General features: G+C 71.0%; 11 protein-coding genes. 9 read left to right on the forward strand and 2 right to left on the reverse strand.

Going from position 1 to position 14800, the window contains the following annotated elements; all coding sequences use genetic code 11:
• The first annotated feature begins 14 nt into the window (after positions 1–14).
• The 4 genes from QHG49_RS13200 to QHG49_RS13215 all read left to right on the forward strand — a co-directional run bounded on the left by QHG49_RS13200 (position 15) and on the right by QHG49_RS13215 (position 6345).
• Positions 15–1709, forward strand: coding sequence for a fumarate hydratase (locus QHG49_RS13200; protein WP_145492370.1), 1695 nt, complete (start codon positions 15–17; stop codon positions 1707–1709).
• 75 nt (positions 1710–1784) lie between these two features.
• On the forward strand, positions 1785–3170 hold the full coding sequence (locus QHG49_RS13205; RefSeq protein WP_145492368.1) for an aspartate ammonia-lyase: 1386 nt from the start codon (positions 1785–1787) through the stop codon (positions 3168–3170).
• 95 nt (positions 3171–3265) lie between these two features.
• Positions 3266–3955, forward strand: a complete 690-nt coding sequence (locus tag QHG49_RS13210) for a DUF402 domain-containing protein (protein ID WP_301489765.1) — start codon at positions 3266–3268, stop codon at positions 3953–3955.
• A gap of 296 nt (positions 3956–4251) precedes the next feature.
• The gene (locus QHG49_RS13215; protein WP_145492366.1) at positions 4252–6345 is read left to right on the forward strand and encodes an ATP-binding SpoIIE family protein phosphatase; all 2094 of its coding nucleotides are present in this window, start codon (positions 4252–4254) and stop codon (positions 6343–6345) included.
• A gap of 67 nt (positions 6346–6412) precedes the next feature.
• Here the strand turns inward: QHG49_RS13215 and QHG49_RS13220 are convergent, their stop codons facing one another.
• A complete protein-coding gene (locus tag QHG49_RS13220; protein WP_301489768.1) occupies positions 6413–8785 on the reverse strand; it encodes a transglycosylase domain-containing protein in 2373 nt (790 codons plus the stop codon).
• 224 nt (positions 8786–9009) lie between these two features.
• Here QHG49_RS13220 and QHG49_RS13225 point away from each other — a divergent pair, with 224 nt between their 5' ends.
• The 3 genes from QHG49_RS13225 to QHG49_RS13235 are packed head-to-tail and all read left to right on the forward strand — an operon-like array spanning position 9010 to position 12553.
• Positions 9010–9534 (forward strand): PadR family transcriptional regulator, encoded by a 525-nt coding sequence (locus tag QHG49_RS13225; RefSeq protein WP_145492362.1) that lies wholly within the window; start codon positions 9010–9012, stop codon positions 9532–9534.
• Positions 9531–10220, forward strand: a complete 690-nt coding sequence (locus QHG49_RS13230) for an ABC transporter ATP-binding protein (RefSeq protein ID WP_145492360.1) — start codon at positions 9531–9533, stop codon at positions 10218–10220. Before QHG49_RS13225 ends, QHG49_RS13230 begins: the two co-directional genes overlap by 4 nt.
• Entirely contained in the window at positions 10217–12553 is a 2337-nt protein-coding gene (locus tag QHG49_RS13235) for an ABC transporter permease (protein ID WP_301489772.1), read from the forward strand. The genes QHG49_RS13230 and QHG49_RS13235 overlap by 4 nt, the downstream gene beginning before the upstream one ends.
• Before the next feature lie 68 nt (positions 12554–12621).
• On the opposite strand, the gene QHG49_RS13240 is transcribed toward QHG49_RS13235, so the two are convergent.
• Entirely contained in the window at positions 12622–13566 is a 945-nt protein-coding gene (locus QHG49_RS13240) for a LysR substrate-binding domain-containing protein (RefSeq protein WP_370530571.1), read from the reverse strand.
• A gap of 139 nt (positions 13567–13705) precedes the next feature.
• Here QHG49_RS13240 and QHG49_RS13245 point away from each other — a divergent pair, with 139 nt between their 5' ends.
• Positions 13706–14260, forward strand: a complete 555-nt coding sequence (locus QHG49_RS13245; RefSeq protein WP_037661760.1) for a peroxiredoxin — start codon at positions 13706–13708, stop codon at positions 14258–14260.
• Positions 14261–14263: 3 nt separating this feature from the next.
• The gene (locus QHG49_RS13250; protein ID WP_145492355.1) at positions 14264–14797 is read left to right on the forward strand and encodes an alkyl hydroperoxide reductase; all 534 of its coding nucleotides are present in this window, start codon (positions 14264–14266) and stop codon (positions 14795–14797) included.
• The last annotated feature ends 3 nt before the right edge of the window (positions 14798–14800 follow it).

Genomic DNA, 14800 nt, shown 5'->3' on the forward strand with positions numbered 1-14800 from the left:
AGGAATGGGCTGAGATGCCGCGTAGTTCCCAACCGCCCCGCCCAGCGTTCGCATACACCGATCTGCTCCCCCAGGGAGAGGACACCACCCCTTACCGGCTGGTCACGTCCGAGGGCGTGTCCACCGTCGAGGGACCGGACGGACGGACGTTCCTCAAGGTGGAGCCCGAGGCACTGCGGGCGCTGGCCGCGGAGGCCATCCACGACATCCAGCACTACCTGCGCCCGGCCCACCTCGCCCAGCTGCGCCGCATCATCGACGACCCCGAGGCGTCCGCGAACGACAAGTTCGTCGCCCTGGACCTGCTGAAGAACGCGAACATCGCGGCGGCGGGCGTGCTGCCGATGTGCCAGGACACCGGCACGGCGATCGTCATGGGCAAGCGCGGCCAGAACGTCCTCACCGAGGGCGCGGACGAGAAGCACCTCTCGCACGGCATCTACGACGCCTACACGAAGCTGAACCTGCGCTACTCGCAGATGGCTCCGCTCACCATGTGGGAGGAGAAGAACACCGGCTCCAACCTGCCCGCGCAGATCGAGCTGTACGCGACGGACGGCGGCGCCTACAAGTTCCTGTTCATGGCGAAGGGCGGCGGCTCGGCCAACAAGTCCTTCCTGTACCAGGAGACCAAGGCCGTCCTGAACGAGGCCTCCATGATGAAGTTCCTGGAGGAGAAGATCCGTTCGCTCGGTACGGCCGCGTGCCCGCCGTACCACCTGGCGATCGTGGTCGGCGGCACCAGCGCCGAGTACGCGCTCAAGACCGCGAAGTACGCCTCCGCGCACTACCTGGACAACGCGCCCGCCGAGGGTTCGCCGCTCGGCCACGGCTTCCGGGACAAGGAGCTGGAGGAGAAGGTCTTCGAGCTGACCCAGAAGATCGGCATCGGCGCGCAGTTCGGCGGCAAGTACTTCTGCCACGACGTGCGGGTGGTGCGGCTGCCCCGGCACGGCGCGTCCTGCCCGGTGGCCATCGCCGTGTCCTGCTCGGCCGACCGTCAGGCCGTCGCGAAGATCACCGCAGAGGGCGTCTTCCTGGAGCAGCTGGAGCGGGACCCGGCGCGGTTCCTGCCGGAGACGACGGACGAGCACCTGCGGACCGACGGCGACGTCGTCGAGATCGACCTCAACCAGCCGATGGACACGATCCTCGCCGAGCTGACCAAGTACCCGGTCAAGACCCGGCTGTCGCTGACCGGTCCGCTGGTCGTGGCCCGTGACATCGCGCACGCCAAGATCAAGGAGCGCCTGGACGCCGGTGAGGAGATGCCGCAGTACCTGAAGGACCACCCGGTGTACTACGCCGGTCCGGCCAAGACGCCCGAGGGCTACGCGTCCGGCTCCTTCGGTCCGACCACGGCCGGCCGGATGGACTCCTACGTGGCGCAGTTCCAGGCGGCCGGCGGCTCCAAGGTGATGCTCGCCAAGGGCAACCGCAGCAAGCAGGTCACCGACGCGTGCGACGCCCACGGCGGCTTCTACCTCGGCTCCATCGGCGGCCCCGCGGCCCGGCTCGCCCAGGACTGCATCAAGAAGGTCGAGGTCCTGGAGTACGAGGAGCTGGGCATGGAGGCCGTCTGGAAGATCGAGGTCGAGGACTTCCCGGCGTTCATCGTCGTGGACGACAAGGGCAACGACTTCTTCCAGGACCCGGCCCCCGCCCCCACCTTCACCTCGATCCCGGTGCGGGGCCCCGGCCTGGCCTGACCCATACGGGGGTTGGGCCAGAACCGATGGCCCAACCCCTGGAACAACACCGGCCCCTCCTCCGCTGTACCCGGTATGAGCGAATACCGCATCGAGCACGACTCCATGGGCGAGGTCCGGGTACCGGCGGGTGCCAAGTGGCGGGCGCAGACGCAGCGGGCCGTGGAGAACTTCCCCGTGTCCGGGCAGCGGATCGAGCGGGCGCACATCGAGGCGCTCGCGCGGATCAAGGCGGCCGCGGCGAAGGTGAACGCCGAACTCGGGGTGCTGGACAAGGACATCGCGGGGGCGATCCAGGAGGCGGCCGGGGAGGTCGCCCGGGGGGACTGGGACGAGCACTTCCCGGTCGACGTCTTCCAGACCGGTTCGGGCACCTCGTCCAACATGAACACCAACGAGGTCCTCGCGACCCTGGCGAGCGAGCGGCTCGGGCGCCCGGTGCATCCGAACGACCACGTCAACGCCTCGCAGTCGTCCAACGACGTCTTCCCCTCCTCCCTCCACATCGCCGCCACCGCCGCCGTCACCCACGACCTGATCCCGGCCCTCGACCATCTCGCCGCCGCGCTGGAGCGCAAGAGCGCCGAGTTCGCCGACGTGGTGAAGTCGGGCCGCACGCATCTGATGGACGCCACCCCGGTGACGCTGGGCCAGGAGTTCGGCGGCTACGCGGCGCAGGTCCGCTACGGCGTCGAGCGGCTGCGCGCCTCGCTGCCCCGGCTGGCCGAGCTGCCGCTGGGCGGCACCGCGGTGGGCACCGGCATCAACACCCCGCCCGGGTTCTCCGCCGCCGTCATCGAGGAGGTCGCCCGGGCCACCGGGCTGCCGCTGACCGAGGCCCGCGACCACTTCGAGGCGCAGGGCGCCCGGGACGGCGTCGTGGAGACCAGCGGGCAGCTGCGGACCATCGCGGTCGGGCTGACGAAGATCGCCAACGATCTGCGCTGGATGGCCTCGGGACCGCGCACCGGGCTCGCCGAGATCCGGCTGCCCGACCTCCAGCCGGGCTCCTCGATCATGCCGGGCAAGGTCAACCCGGTGGTGCCGGAGGCCGTGCTGATGGTCGCCGCCCAGGTCGTCGGCAACGACGCCACCATCGCCACCGCGGGCGCCGCCGGCAACTTCGAGCTGAACGTGATGCTTCCGGTCATCGCCAAGAACGTCCTGGAATCGATCCGGCTGCTGGCCAACGTGACCCGGCTGCTGGCGGACCGCACCGTCGACGGCATCACCGCCGACCGCGAACGCGCCCGCGAGTACGCCGAGTCGTCGCCGTCCGTCGTCACCCCGCTGAACAAGTACATCGGCTACGAGGAGGCCGCGAAGGTCGCCAAGAAGGCGCTCGCCGAACGCAGGACGATCCGTCAGGTGGTCGAGGAGGGCGGGTACGTGGAGCGCGGCGAGCTGACCGCGGAGCAGCTCGACGAGGCGCTGGACGTGCTGCGGATGACCCATCCGTAGCCCCTGAGCGAACCTTTTCGGCCACCGCGCACGCGCACGGGGGAACCGTGACCCGCGCCGCAGCGCCCGCCGCGCCCGGCACCTAATATCTGCCCATGACGGACGACGGAACGATGCGGCAAGCGGCGGCGGGACCTGCGGCGTACTGGGCGCCGGGGACCCAGATCCTGTGGCGTTACCGGGAGAACGGCGGCGCGAAGTTCCATATCGTGCGGCCCGTCACCGTCGTACGCGACGACGCCGATCTGCTCGCCGTCTGGCTGGCCCCCGGCACCGAGTGCGTGAAGCCGGCCCTCGCCGACGGCACGCCGGTGCACCGCGAGCCGCTGGAGTCCCGCTACACCAAGCCGCGCACGGTACGGCGGGACCGCTGGCTCGGCACCGGCGTGCTCAAGCTCGCCCAGCCCGGGGTGCCCTGGTCGGTGTGGCTGTTCTGGGAACCCGGCTGGCGGTTCAAGAACTGGTACGTCAACCTGGAGGAACCGCTGGTCCGCTGGGCGGGCGGGGTGGACTCCGAGGACCACTTCCTGGACATCGACGTACGCCCGGACCGCAGCTGGCAGTGGCGCGACGAGGACGAGTTCGCACAGGCCCAGCGGGACGGCCTGATGCCCGCCGAGACCGCCGAACGGGTCCGCGCGGCCGGGAGGGCGGCCCTGGAGGCGATCGCGGCCTGGGGGCCGCCGTTCTCGGAAGGCTGGCCGAGATGGCGCCCGGACGAGTCCTGGGCGGTACCGTCACTCCCCGAGGACTGGGACCGTACGCCCGCGCACGTGTCCTCATGAGACTCTTGATGCGCCCCCGGGCAGGAAACGTAGGATCGTCCTCCGCAAGGGCGCTTCGGAGCGACAACTTCCGCGGCTTGCGCCGGGCTTGACCGATCGTCACCGAGGGGCGGCAGGGACGTGAACGAGGGGTATCAGGGGAGCACCGCCGGGCGCGCGGGCCACGCCGGTGGCACGGGAACTTCCTTCGAGCACGCGGAAAATCCGTTCCCGGGACACGTATTGCGGGTATCGGGACTTCTGCGGGACCGACCGCGCGCCCTGCGCGCGGCCCCGGACGGATGGATGCGACACGCGTGACGGAGCAGCCCACCTCCTTCGAGCGCCCCGAGGCGGGCGCCGACCCCGCGGACGGCCGCGGGGCGCTGACGCATGCTCCGGAACCGGCCGGCACGCCCGTCTTACCCGTGCAGGCACGGGCGGACGGGACGCCCTCCGGGCCCGGAGCGGCCACCTCGTGTGGCCAGCCAATGGACGGCAAGGGGAAGGAGCCCCCAGTCAACGGCCCGGAGCACTCCCAGCCCGCCACCGCGGACGCCGGCGCGGCCCATCGCCCGCGTCCCGCGGAGGCCATTCCGCCGCAGCCGGGCGCCGACCAGGAGCGGGCGCCAAGCGGTCCGGAGCGCCGTACCGGACGGGGTCTGCCGCCGGGGCGGCCGATGCCCATGCGGCGTGACGGCGACCGGCTCAGGTTCGTCGGCGCGGCCACCCGCAGGATCGCCCGCGGCCTCGACCTGGACGAGATCGTGATGGGTCTGTGCCGGGCCACGGTGCCGACGTTCTCGGACGCGATCCTCGTCTATCTGCGCGACCCGCTGCCGGTCGGCGACGAACGGCCCACCGGCCCCGTCGTCCTGCGGCTGCGCCGCACCGACCGCGTACCGGAGGAGCGGGACACCGACGGCGTCCTGCTGCCCGGCGCGTTCGAGCCGGAGCCCGAGCCGGTCGCGCTCGCGGAACTGTCCTCGCTGACCACCGAGCTGTGCGAGGTGCGCCCCGGCGGCGCGCTGAACGAGGTGCTGCGCGGGGTGCGCCCGGTGTTCGCGGACGCGCCGGCCGCACGGGCAGCGCTGCCCGAACTGCTCGGCGACGGCGCGGAGGCGCTCGTACCGTCCGGGCAGCACGCGATCCTCGCGCCGCTGCGCGGCCGCCGCCGGGTGATCGGCGCGGCCCTGTTCCTGCGCCGCCCCGAGCGCCCCGCGTTCGAGACGGACGATCTGCTGGTGGCCGCCCAGCTGGCCACGCACAGCGCGCTCGGCATCGACAAGGCGGTGCTCTACGGCCGCGAGGCGTACATCGCCGACGAGTTGCAGCGCACCATGCTGCCCGAGACCCTGCCCCGCCCGACCGGGGTGCGGCTCGCCTCCCGGTATCTGCCGGCCGCGGAGACCGCGCGGGTGGGCGGCGACTGGTACGACGCGATCCCGCTGCCCGGCAGCCGGGTCGCGCTGGTGGTCGGCGATGTCATGGGCCACTCGATGACCTCGGCGGCGATCATGGGCCAGCTGCGCACCACCGCGCAGACCCTGGCCGGTCTCGATCTGCCGCCCCAGGAGGTGCTGCACCACCTGGACGAGCAGGCCCAGCGGCTCGGCACCGACCGCATGGCGACCTGCCTGTACGCCGTCTACGACCCGGTCACGCACCGCATCACCATCGCCAACGCCGGTCATCCGCCGCCCGTGCTGCTGCACCTGGGCGGCCGGGCCGAGGTGCTGCGGGTGCCGCCGGGCGCGCCGATCGGTGTCGGCGGGGTGGACTTCGAGGCGGTCGAGCTGGACGCGCCGGCCGGGGCCACGCTGCTGCTGTACACCGACGGCCTGGTGGAGTCCCGGCTGCGGGACGTGTGGACGGGCATAGAGCAGCTGCGCGAGCGGCTCGCCGCCACCGCGCAGCTGACCGGTCCGGACCATCCGCCGCCGCTGGAAGCCCTGTGCGACGAGGTCCTCGACATGCTCGGTCCGGGCGACCGGGACGACGACATCGCGCTGCTCGCGGCCCGCTTCGACGGGATCGCGCCGAGCGATGTGGCGTACTGGACGCTGGAGCCGGAGGACTCGGCCCCGGGGCAGGCCCGCCGGCTGGCCCGGCGCGCGCTCGCCCGCTGGGACATGGAGGACCTCACCGACTCGGTGGAGCTGCTGGTCAGCGAGGTCGTGACGAACGCCGTACGGTACGCGTCCCGGCCGGTGACGCTGCGGCTGCTGCGCACGCATGTGCTGCGCTGCGAGGTCGGCGACGACGTGCCGCAGCTGCCGCGGCTGCGGCAGGCGCGCGCGACCGACGAGGGCGGGCGGGGCCTGTACCTCGTCAACAAGCTGGCCCGGCGGTGGGGTGCGACACGGCTGAGCACCGGCAAGGTGGTGTGGTTCGAGCTGCATCGCGGCTGAGCCGAGGCGGCGGCACGCATGAGGGAGGGCGCCCGGTGACATACCGGGCGCCCTCCCTCATGTCCGTCTACGGCTGTTTCTGCCGCTGCTGGTGTTCCAGCTGCTCCCGCTGCCCCCCGAGCTGGTCGAGCGGGTCGTCCGGGGAGGGGTCGCCCGTCGGCGCCCCGGTGGTCGGCGACCCGGTCGGGGACTGCGTCGGCGACTTGGTCGGGGTCTGCGTCGGCGACTGGGTGGGCGACTGGGTCGGGGTGTGGGACGAGGACGGCGTGCCCGACGGCGACTGCGAGGGCGACCGGGTCGGGGTGTGGCTGGTGGTCAGCGACGGCGTCGGCGTCTCGACGGCTGCGCCCTGGGAGGTGTCCAGGTCGAACTTGCTGACGCCGTCCATCGCGTTGAAGGTGTAGGCGGCCCAGATCTCCGCCGGGTAGGTGCCGCCGTTGACCCGGCCGGTGCCCGGGAGCAGGCCGGTGGCGCCCGTCAGGGGAACCTGCGCGTGGGTCTTGGCGCTCTCGCCGAACAGGCCGACCGAGGTGACGAGGCCGGGCGTGTAGCCGGTGAACCAGGCCGACTTGTTGTTGTCGGACGTACCCGTCTTGCCGGCCACCTGCTGCCCGTCACGTGCCGGGTTGGCCGCCACCGACACCCTGGCCGTACCGTCGTCGACCACGCCGGTGAGCACGGAGGTGACCGTGTCGGCCGCCGTCCTGCTGATCACCTGGTCGCCGATCGGGTCGGGCATCTTCACATCGCGGTCCTTGTGCTCGACCGACTTGATGATCGCCGGGGTGACCTTCTTGCCGTGGTTGTCGAGGGTCGCGTAGATGCCGGCCATCTCCAGCGGGCTCGCGCCCATGGAGCCCAGCGTCTGCGCGGGCACCGCCTGCATGCCGGTGGTGTCCATGCCGAGCTGCTTGGCGGTGTTCATCACCTTGTCCATGCCCACGTCGACGCCCATCTGCGCGAAGACGGAGTTGACGGAGTCGTCCATGGCCTTCTGGACGGTGATGTTCCCGTAGTCGGCGTCGTCCTCGTTGGGCGGCCCGAAGCCGACCTTGGCGCCGTGGTCGACCACCTGGCGGCCGCTGGTGCCGTCGTACACCGTGTCGGCGTTGATCGGCTTGCCGTCCTGGGTGACGGAGCCCTGCTGGAGCGCCGCGGCGAGGATCACCGGCTTGAAGGTGGAGGCGGGCTGGTAGTCGGTGCGGGTGGCGTTGTTCCTGAAGTGCTTGAAGTAGTCCGCGCCGCCGTACATGGCGAGGACCTTGCCCGTCTTCGGGTCGACGGACACGGCACCGGGCTGGACATCGCCGTCGACGGAGCGCTTCTTCGCGTCCAGCTTGCTGGTCAGCCGCTGTGTGACGGCCTGCTCCAGCTGGTGCTGCTTGCCCTTGTCGATGTTGAGGGTGATGGTCCAGCCACCCTTCCTCACCAGCGCCTCGGCGTCCCCGATCGTGGCGGCGCTGCCCTGGGCGACCAACTGCCGCTCCAGGGACGCGTTGGCCGCGTCCACCAGGTAGCCGGTCTGGCCCTTCATACCGGGCGCCGCCTTGGGCGCCTTCGGCTTCTCGAAGTGCATGGCCCGGCGCTTGCCGGCGTCCAGCCAGTGCTGCTTGACCATGTTGTCCAGGACGTAGTTCCAGCGCGCCTCGGCCAGCCGCTTGCCGGTGGGGGACGCCAGCGCCCAGTCGTACTCGTTGGGCGCCTGGAGCAGGGCCGCGAGGTAGGCGCCCTCCTCGACCGTGAGGTTCTTGGCGTCCTTGTGGTAGTACGCCTGCGCCGCGGCCTGGATGCCGTAGGCGCCGCGGCCGTAGTAGCTGGTGTTGATGTAGCCCGCGAGGATGTACTCCTTGGACTTCTGGCGGTCCAGCTTCAGCGAGATGACCAGTTCCTTCAGCTTGCGCGAGACGGTCTGGTTCTGGTCGAGGTAGTAGTTCTTGACGTACTGCTGGGTGATGGTCGAACCGCCCTGCGTACCGCGCCCCATGACGGTGTTGAGCACACCGCGGGCGGTGCCCCTCAGGTCGACGCCGGAGTCGTGGTAGAAGCTCTTGTTCTCGGCGGCGACGAAGGTGTGCTGGACGTCCTTGGGGACCTCGTCGAGGTCGACGCTCTCCCGGTTGAGGTAACCGGTGCGGGTGAGCATCGTGCCGTCGCTGTACTTGTAGATGTTGCTCTGCAGCTGGGCGGCGGCGTTGCCCGCCGGGATGTCCACCAGCATGTACGCGGCCGTGAAGCCGCCTATGCACAGCAGGCACAGTCCGAAGACCGTGCCGAGGATCTTCTTCCACGTGAACATCCGGCGCAGGAAGCCCTTGCGGGGTTTGCCCCCGGGCGCGAGACCCGCCGATCCGTTGCCGGTCCCGGGTATCGAGCGGCGGCGCTGGGGCGCCGCGCGGTGGCCGCCGCGCTGTCGCGCTCGTCTCTCTTCCGCTCGTCCCATGGGTCCTTCGCTCCGCTTCCGTCTCGGTGGTCAGCTCCGAAAGCTAACACTCGCCTCTATGACAAAGGGCAACCGATCCTCTCTTTTGCGGACGTGAGAATCAGCACCCGTTCCAAGGGAACCGACGGTTACAGGGGGCCCGGGGTTGCTCCGCGTCCCGAAGTCACCGACCTGCACGCGGTGTGTATACACATCGCGTATACACAGTGTGTAGAGTGCGGGGCATGTCCATCGGTCACACCCTCCTAGGACTCCTGGAGTCCGGCCCGCGCCACGGCTACGACCTCAAGCGGGCCTTCGACGAGAAATTCGGTCAGGACCGGCCCCTGCACTACGGCCAGGTCTACTCGACGATGTCCCGGCTGCTGAAGCACGGCCTCGTGGAGGTCGACGGCATAGAGACCGGCGGCGGCCCCGAGCGCAAGCGGTACGCCATCACCGATGCCGGCGTCACCGACGTCCAGCGCTGGCTCGCCACCCCGGAGAAGCCGGAGGAGTACCTCCAGTCGACCCTGTACACCAAGGTCGTCCTCGCTCTCCTCACCCACCGCGACGCCGCCGGCATCCTCGACATCCAGCGCTCCGAGCATCTGCGCAGCATGCGCATCCTGACGGACCGCAAGCGCAAGGGCGACCTCGCCGACCAGCTGATCTGCGACCACGCCCTGTTCCATCTGGAGGCCGACCTGCGCTGGCTGGAACTGACCACCGCCCGTCTGGACAAGCTGCGCGCGGAGGTCGCCGCATGACTCCTCCCCCCGGTTCCCTGCTCACCGCCCGGGACCTCCGCAAGGCGTACGGCCCGACGGTCGCGCTGGACGGCGCCGACTTCTCCATCCACCCCGGCGAGGTCGTCGCGATCATGGGCCCCTCGGGCTCGGGCAAGTCGACGCTGCTGCACTGCCTGGCCGGCATCGTGCCGCCCGACTCCGGCTCGATCATGTACGCCGGCCGGGAGCTGTCCGGCATGAGCGACGCCGAGCGCAGCGCGCTGCGGCGCAGCGAGTTCGGGTTCGTCTTCCAGTTCGGCCAGCTGGTCCCGGAGCTGACCTGCGTGGAGAACGTGGCCCTGCCGCTGCGGCTCAACGGCACCCCCCGCAAGAAGGCCGAGCGCGCCGCGCTGACCTGGCTGGAGCGGCTGGAGGTGGACGACCTGGGCGGCAAGCGGCCCGGCGAGGTCTCCGGCGGTCAGGGGCAGCGCGTCGCGGTGGCGCGGGCGCTGGTCACCGCGCCCCGGATGGTGTTCGCGGACGAGCCGACCGGCGCGCTCGACTCCCTCAACGGCGAGCGCGTGATGGAGCTGCTCACCGACGCGGCCCGTTCCACCAACGCGGCCGTCGTGCTGGTCACGCACGAGGCCCGGGTCGCCGCCTACTCCGACCGGGAGATCGTCGTGCGCGACGGCAAGTCCCGGGACATGGAGCGCGCCGTATGAACACCCGCCAATGGGGCAGGGACCTCGGCCTGGGCTTCCGGTTCGCCTTCACCGGGGGCCGCGAGGGCTGGATCCGGGTACTGCTGACGGCGGTCGGGGTCGGCCTCGGCGTGGCGCTGCTGCTGCTCACCACCGCGATACCGAACGCGCTCTCGGTCCGGCACGCCCGGGACAACGCCCGCGCGGACCACACCTACGGGCAGGAACGGCCGAAGGCCGCGAACACCCTGGTGATCTCCGACACCGACACCGAGTTCCACGGCCACGACGTCCGCGGCCGGCTGGTGGAGCCGGAGGGCCCCAAGGCGCCGCTCCCGCCCGGCCTGACCGCGTACCCGGCGACCGGCGACATGGTCGTCTCCCCCGCCCTGAAGGAGCTGCTCGGCTCCGGCGAGGGCCAGGTGCTGCGGGCCCGGCTGCCGTACCGGATCACCGGCACGATCACCGAGGACGGCCTGGTCGGCTCGCGTGAACTCGCCTACTACGCCGGGGCGAAGAACCTGGCCTCGAAGATCGACGGCTCCCGGACCGCCCGGATCAACATGTACGGGCTGACGGACACACCCCCGCCGGCTCAGACGGACCCGATCCTGATCCTGCTGGTGCTGGTGGTCTTCGTGGTGCTGCTGATGCCGGTCGCGGTGTTCATCGCCACCGCCGTGCGGTTCGGCGGCGAACGGCGCGACCGCCGGCTGGCGGCGCTGCGCCTGGTGGGCTCCGACAGCCGGATGACCCGGCGGATCGCGGCCGGTGAGGCGCTGGCCGGCTCGCTGATCGGACTGGTCTTCGGCACCGTCTTCTTCCTGCTGGGCCGGCAGTTCGCGGGCTCGGTGGAGGTCGTGGGCATCAGCGCGTACCCCGACTATCTCGACCCCTCGCCCACGCTGGCCGCGCTGGTCGCCCTCGCCGTTCCCGCGGCGGCGGTGCTGGTCACGCTGCTCACGCTGCGCGGGGTGGTCATCGAGCCGCTGGGCGTGGTGCGTACGGCCAAGCCCGCGCGCCGCCGGCTGTGGTGGCGGCTGCTGCTGCCGCTGGCCGGCCTCGGGCTGCTCGCCCCGATGATCGGCCAGGGCCGTTCGGGCGGGGACTTCAACCAGTACCAGGTGACCGGCGGCGTCCTGCTGCTGCTCGTCGGCGTCACCGCGCTGCTGCCCTGGGCGGTGGAGGCGGTGGTGGCCCGGCTGCACCACGGCCCGGTGGCCTGGCAACTGGCGGTACGGCGGCTCCAGTTGAGCAGTGGTTCGGCGGCCCGCATGGTGAACGGCATCGCCGTCGCGGTGGCCGGCGCGATCGCGCTCCAGATGCTGTTCGCGGGGGTCCAGGGCGACTACACCAAGTCGACCGGCCAGGACGTCACCCGGGCGCAGATGCAGATCAACCTGTCGCACGGCACCCCGTTCCGCACGGCCGCGGACCAGTTCCGCACGACCAAGGGGGTGCGCAAGGCGGTCTCGCTCGGCAACGCCTCCCTGGGCGAGAAGGACTGGAAGAGCGGGCCCGGGGACACGGCCCTGCTGGTCTCCGGCACCTGTGCCTCGCTGCGCGAGACGGCCCGGCTGCCGTCCTGCCACGACGGGGACGCCTTCCTGGCGACCGGCGGGGACGACGACGCCGCCCTCACCAAGCTCGCCCGGCCCGGCCGGGTGCTCCATCTCGACACGGACCACGGCGCGGGCCGGGGGCCGGACGTGCGCTGGACCGTGCCGGCCGGCCTGAAGCCGGCCCGCGCGATCGACAGCCCCAACGGCAGCAGGAGCAGCGCCATCCTGCTGACCCCGTCGGCGGTGCCCGCCCGGGTGGACCGGCTGCTGGACGGCACGGTGTACGTCATGTTCGACAAGAACGTGCCGGACGTGACCGAGTACACCCGCAACACGGCGGCCAAGGTCGATCCCTTCGCCGATGTGATGGTGTGGTCGACCACCGAACAGTCCAAGAAGTTCACCTCCATCCGCACCGGTCTGTACGTCGGCGCCCTGTGCGTCCTGACGCTGATCGGCGTGAGCCTGCTGGTGACCCAGCTGGAACAGCTGCGCGAGCGGCGGAAGCTGCTGTCCTCGCTGATGGCCTTCGGCACCCGGCGGCGCACGCTGAGCCTGTCGGTGTTCTGGCAGAGCGCGGTCCCGGTCGCGCTCGGCCTGCTGCTGGCCTCGGTGGTCGGGCTCGCGCTGGGCTCGGTGCTGCTGAAGATGGTGGGCTCGCCGCTGGGCGTGGACTGGCGGAGCGTGCTGTCGATGACCGGCGCCGGCGCGCTGGTGGTCCTCGCGGTCACCACGCTGAGCCTGCCGCCGCTGCTGCGGCTGATGCGCCCGGAGGGTCTGCGGACCGAGTGACGGCGCGGGAGCGACTGCCCTGCCCGCGGGGCCCCTTCCATCCGGGAGGGGCCCCGCGCGTACGCCGGTCAGCCGGACTCGACCACCCGTACCGGCAGCATCCGCAGCGCCTCCCGCAGCGCCCCCGCCAGCTCCTCGTACTCGGCACCGCGTGCCGCGCCCGCGCGCATCGCGAGGGCGACCCGGCGGCTCGGGGCCGGGTCGGCGAAGTAGCCGGTGAGCAACTGGCTGCTGCGGGTGGTCTCCAGCTTGAGCGCGGTGCGCGGCAGCAGGGTGCAGCCGAGGCCGCCGGCGACCAGCTGGACCAGCGTGGACAGCCCGGCGGCCGTGGTGGTGACCGGCGCGTCCGCGCGGCCCGCCTCCCGGCAGATGTCGAGGGCCTGGTCGCGCAGGCAGTGCCCCTCGTCCAGCAGCAGCAGATGCAGCTCCTTCAGCGCCTCGCGCGGGATGCCCTCGCGGCCGCCGAGCCAGTGGTCGAGCGGGGTGACCAGCACGAAGTCCTCGTCGAAGAGCGGGAGTTCGGCGATGCCGGGGACGCCCAGCGGGACGGCGAGCAGCAGCAGGTCGAGGCGGCCGGTGGCCAGGCCGTCGATCAGGCTGGAGGTCTGCTCCTCGTGCACCTGGAGGTCGAGGTCCGGGTAGCGCTCATGGACGAGCCGCAGCACGGTCGGCAGCAGATACGGCGCCACGGTGGGGATCACCCCGAGGCGCAGCGTCCCGGTGAAGGGGGCGCGGACCGCCTCCGCCTCCTCCAGCAGCTCGCCGACCGCGTCCAGCACCGCCTTGGCCCGCACCGCGAGCCGCTCCCCCGCGGGCGAGAGCAGTACCTTGCGCGTCGTACGCTCGAGGAGGGTCACTCCGAGTGTCTCCTCCAGCGCCGAGACCGCGCCGGACAGGGCGGGCTGGCTCATCCCGATGGCCGCCGCCGCGTCTCTAAAGTGCAGATGTTCGGCCACGGCGGCGAAGGCGCGCAGCTGCGCGAGGCTGGGCTGTCTCCGCTTACCGCTACTGATGGTCACTGATAGATACCTCCGATCAACACGACCGAGTGTAGCTATTTCCCTAATCAATGCACCCTGTGCCAACATCGTCAGAGTCCAACCCATGGGAATCGCCCTCAAAAGGGGTGATTCTTCGCTGCAAGGAGAGTTTGTGCTCACTGTCGGTGACAAGTTCCCCGAGTTCGACCTGACCGCCTGCGTCTCGCTGGAGAAGGGCAAGGAGTTCGAGCAGCTCAACCACAAGTCCTACGAGGGCAAGTGGCTGGTCGTGTTCGCCTGGCCGAAGGACTTCACCTTCGTCTGCCCGACCGAGATCGCCGCGTTCGGCAAGCTGAACGACGAGTTCGCCGACCGCGACGCCCAGATCCTCGGCTTCTCCGGTGACTCCGAGTTCGTGCACCACGCCTGGCGCAAGGACCACCCGGACCTGACCGAGCTGCCCTTCCCGATGATGGCCGACTCCAAGCACGAGCTCATGCGTGACCTGGGCATCGAGGGCGAGGACGGCTTCGCGCAGCGCGCCGTGTTCATCGTGGACCCGAACCACGAGATCCAGTTCACGATGGTGACCGCCGGTTCCGTGGGCCGTAACCCCAAGGAGGTCCTGCGGGTCCTGGACGCCCTGCAGACCGACGAGCTGTGCCCGTGCAACTGGAGCAAGGGCGACGAGACCCTCGACCCGGTCGCGCTGCTGGCTGGTGAGTGACCCATGTCGCTCGACTCGCTGAAGTCCCGGGTTCCGGACTACGCCAAGGACCTCAAGCTCAACCTGGGCTCGGTCATCGGCAACTCCGACCTTCCGGCCCAGCAGCTGTGGGGCACGGTGCTCGCGACCGCGATCGCCTCCCGCTCCCCGATCGTGCTGCGTGAGCTGGAGCCGGAGGCGAAGGCGAACCTCTCGCCGGAGGCGTACACCGCGGCCAAGTCCGCGGCCGCCATCATGGCGATGAACAACGTCTTCTACCGCACCCGGCACCTGCTGTCCGACCACGAGTACGGCACCCTGCGCGCCGGCCTGCGGATGAACGTCATCGGCAACCCGGGCGTGGAGAAGGTCGACTTCGAGCTGTGGTCGTTCGCGGTCTCCGCGATCAACGGCTGCGGTCTGTGCCTGGACTCGCACGAGCAGGTGCTGCGCAAGGCCGGTATGGAGCGCGACACCATCCAGGAGGCCTTCAAGATCGCTGCCGTCGTGCAGGCGGTCGGCGCCACCCTGGAGGCCGAGGCCGTGCTGGCCGAGTAAGGC

Source organism: Streptomyces sp. WP-1, from assembly GCF_030450125.1.
GTDB classification, from domain to species: domain Bacteria; phylum Actinomycetota; class Actinomycetes; order Streptomycetales; family Streptomycetaceae; genus Streptomyces; species Streptomyces incarnatus.

Excerpts from the sequence above, each read along its gene's own strand:
- QHG49_RS13225 (WP_145492362.1), top strand. The coding sequence starts at position 9,010 with ATGTCCATCGGTCACACCCTCCTAGGACTCCTGGAGTCCGGCCCGCGC.
- QHG49_RS13230 (WP_145492360.1), top strand. The coding sequence starts at position 9,531 with ATGACTCCTCCCCCCGGTTCCCTGCTCACCGCCCGGGACCTCCGCAAG.
- QHG49_RS13250 (WP_145492355.1), top strand. The coding sequence starts at position 14,264 with ATGTCGCTCGACTCGCTGAAGTCCCGGGTTCCGGACTACGCCAAGGAC.
- QHG49_RS13205 (WP_145492368.1), top strand. The coding sequence starts at position 1,785 with ATGAGCGAATACCGCATCGAGCACGACTCCATGGGCGAGGTCCGGGTA.
- QHG49_RS13220 (WP_301489768.1), bottom strand. The coding sequence starts at position 8,785 with ATGGGACGAGCGGAAGAGAGACGAGCGCGACAGCGCGGCGGCCACCGC.
- QHG49_RS13200 (WP_145492370.1), top strand. The coding sequence starts at position 15 with ATGCCGCGTAGTTCCCAACCGCCCCGCCCAGCGTTCGCATACACCGAT.
- QHG49_RS13235 (WP_301489772.1), top strand. The coding sequence starts at position 10,217 with ATGAACACCCGCCAATGGGGCAGGGACCTCGGCCTGGGCTTCCGGTTC.
- QHG49_RS13210 (WP_301489765.1), top strand. The coding sequence starts at position 3,266 with ATGACGGACGACGGAACGATGCGGCAAGCGGCGGCGGGACCTGCGGCG.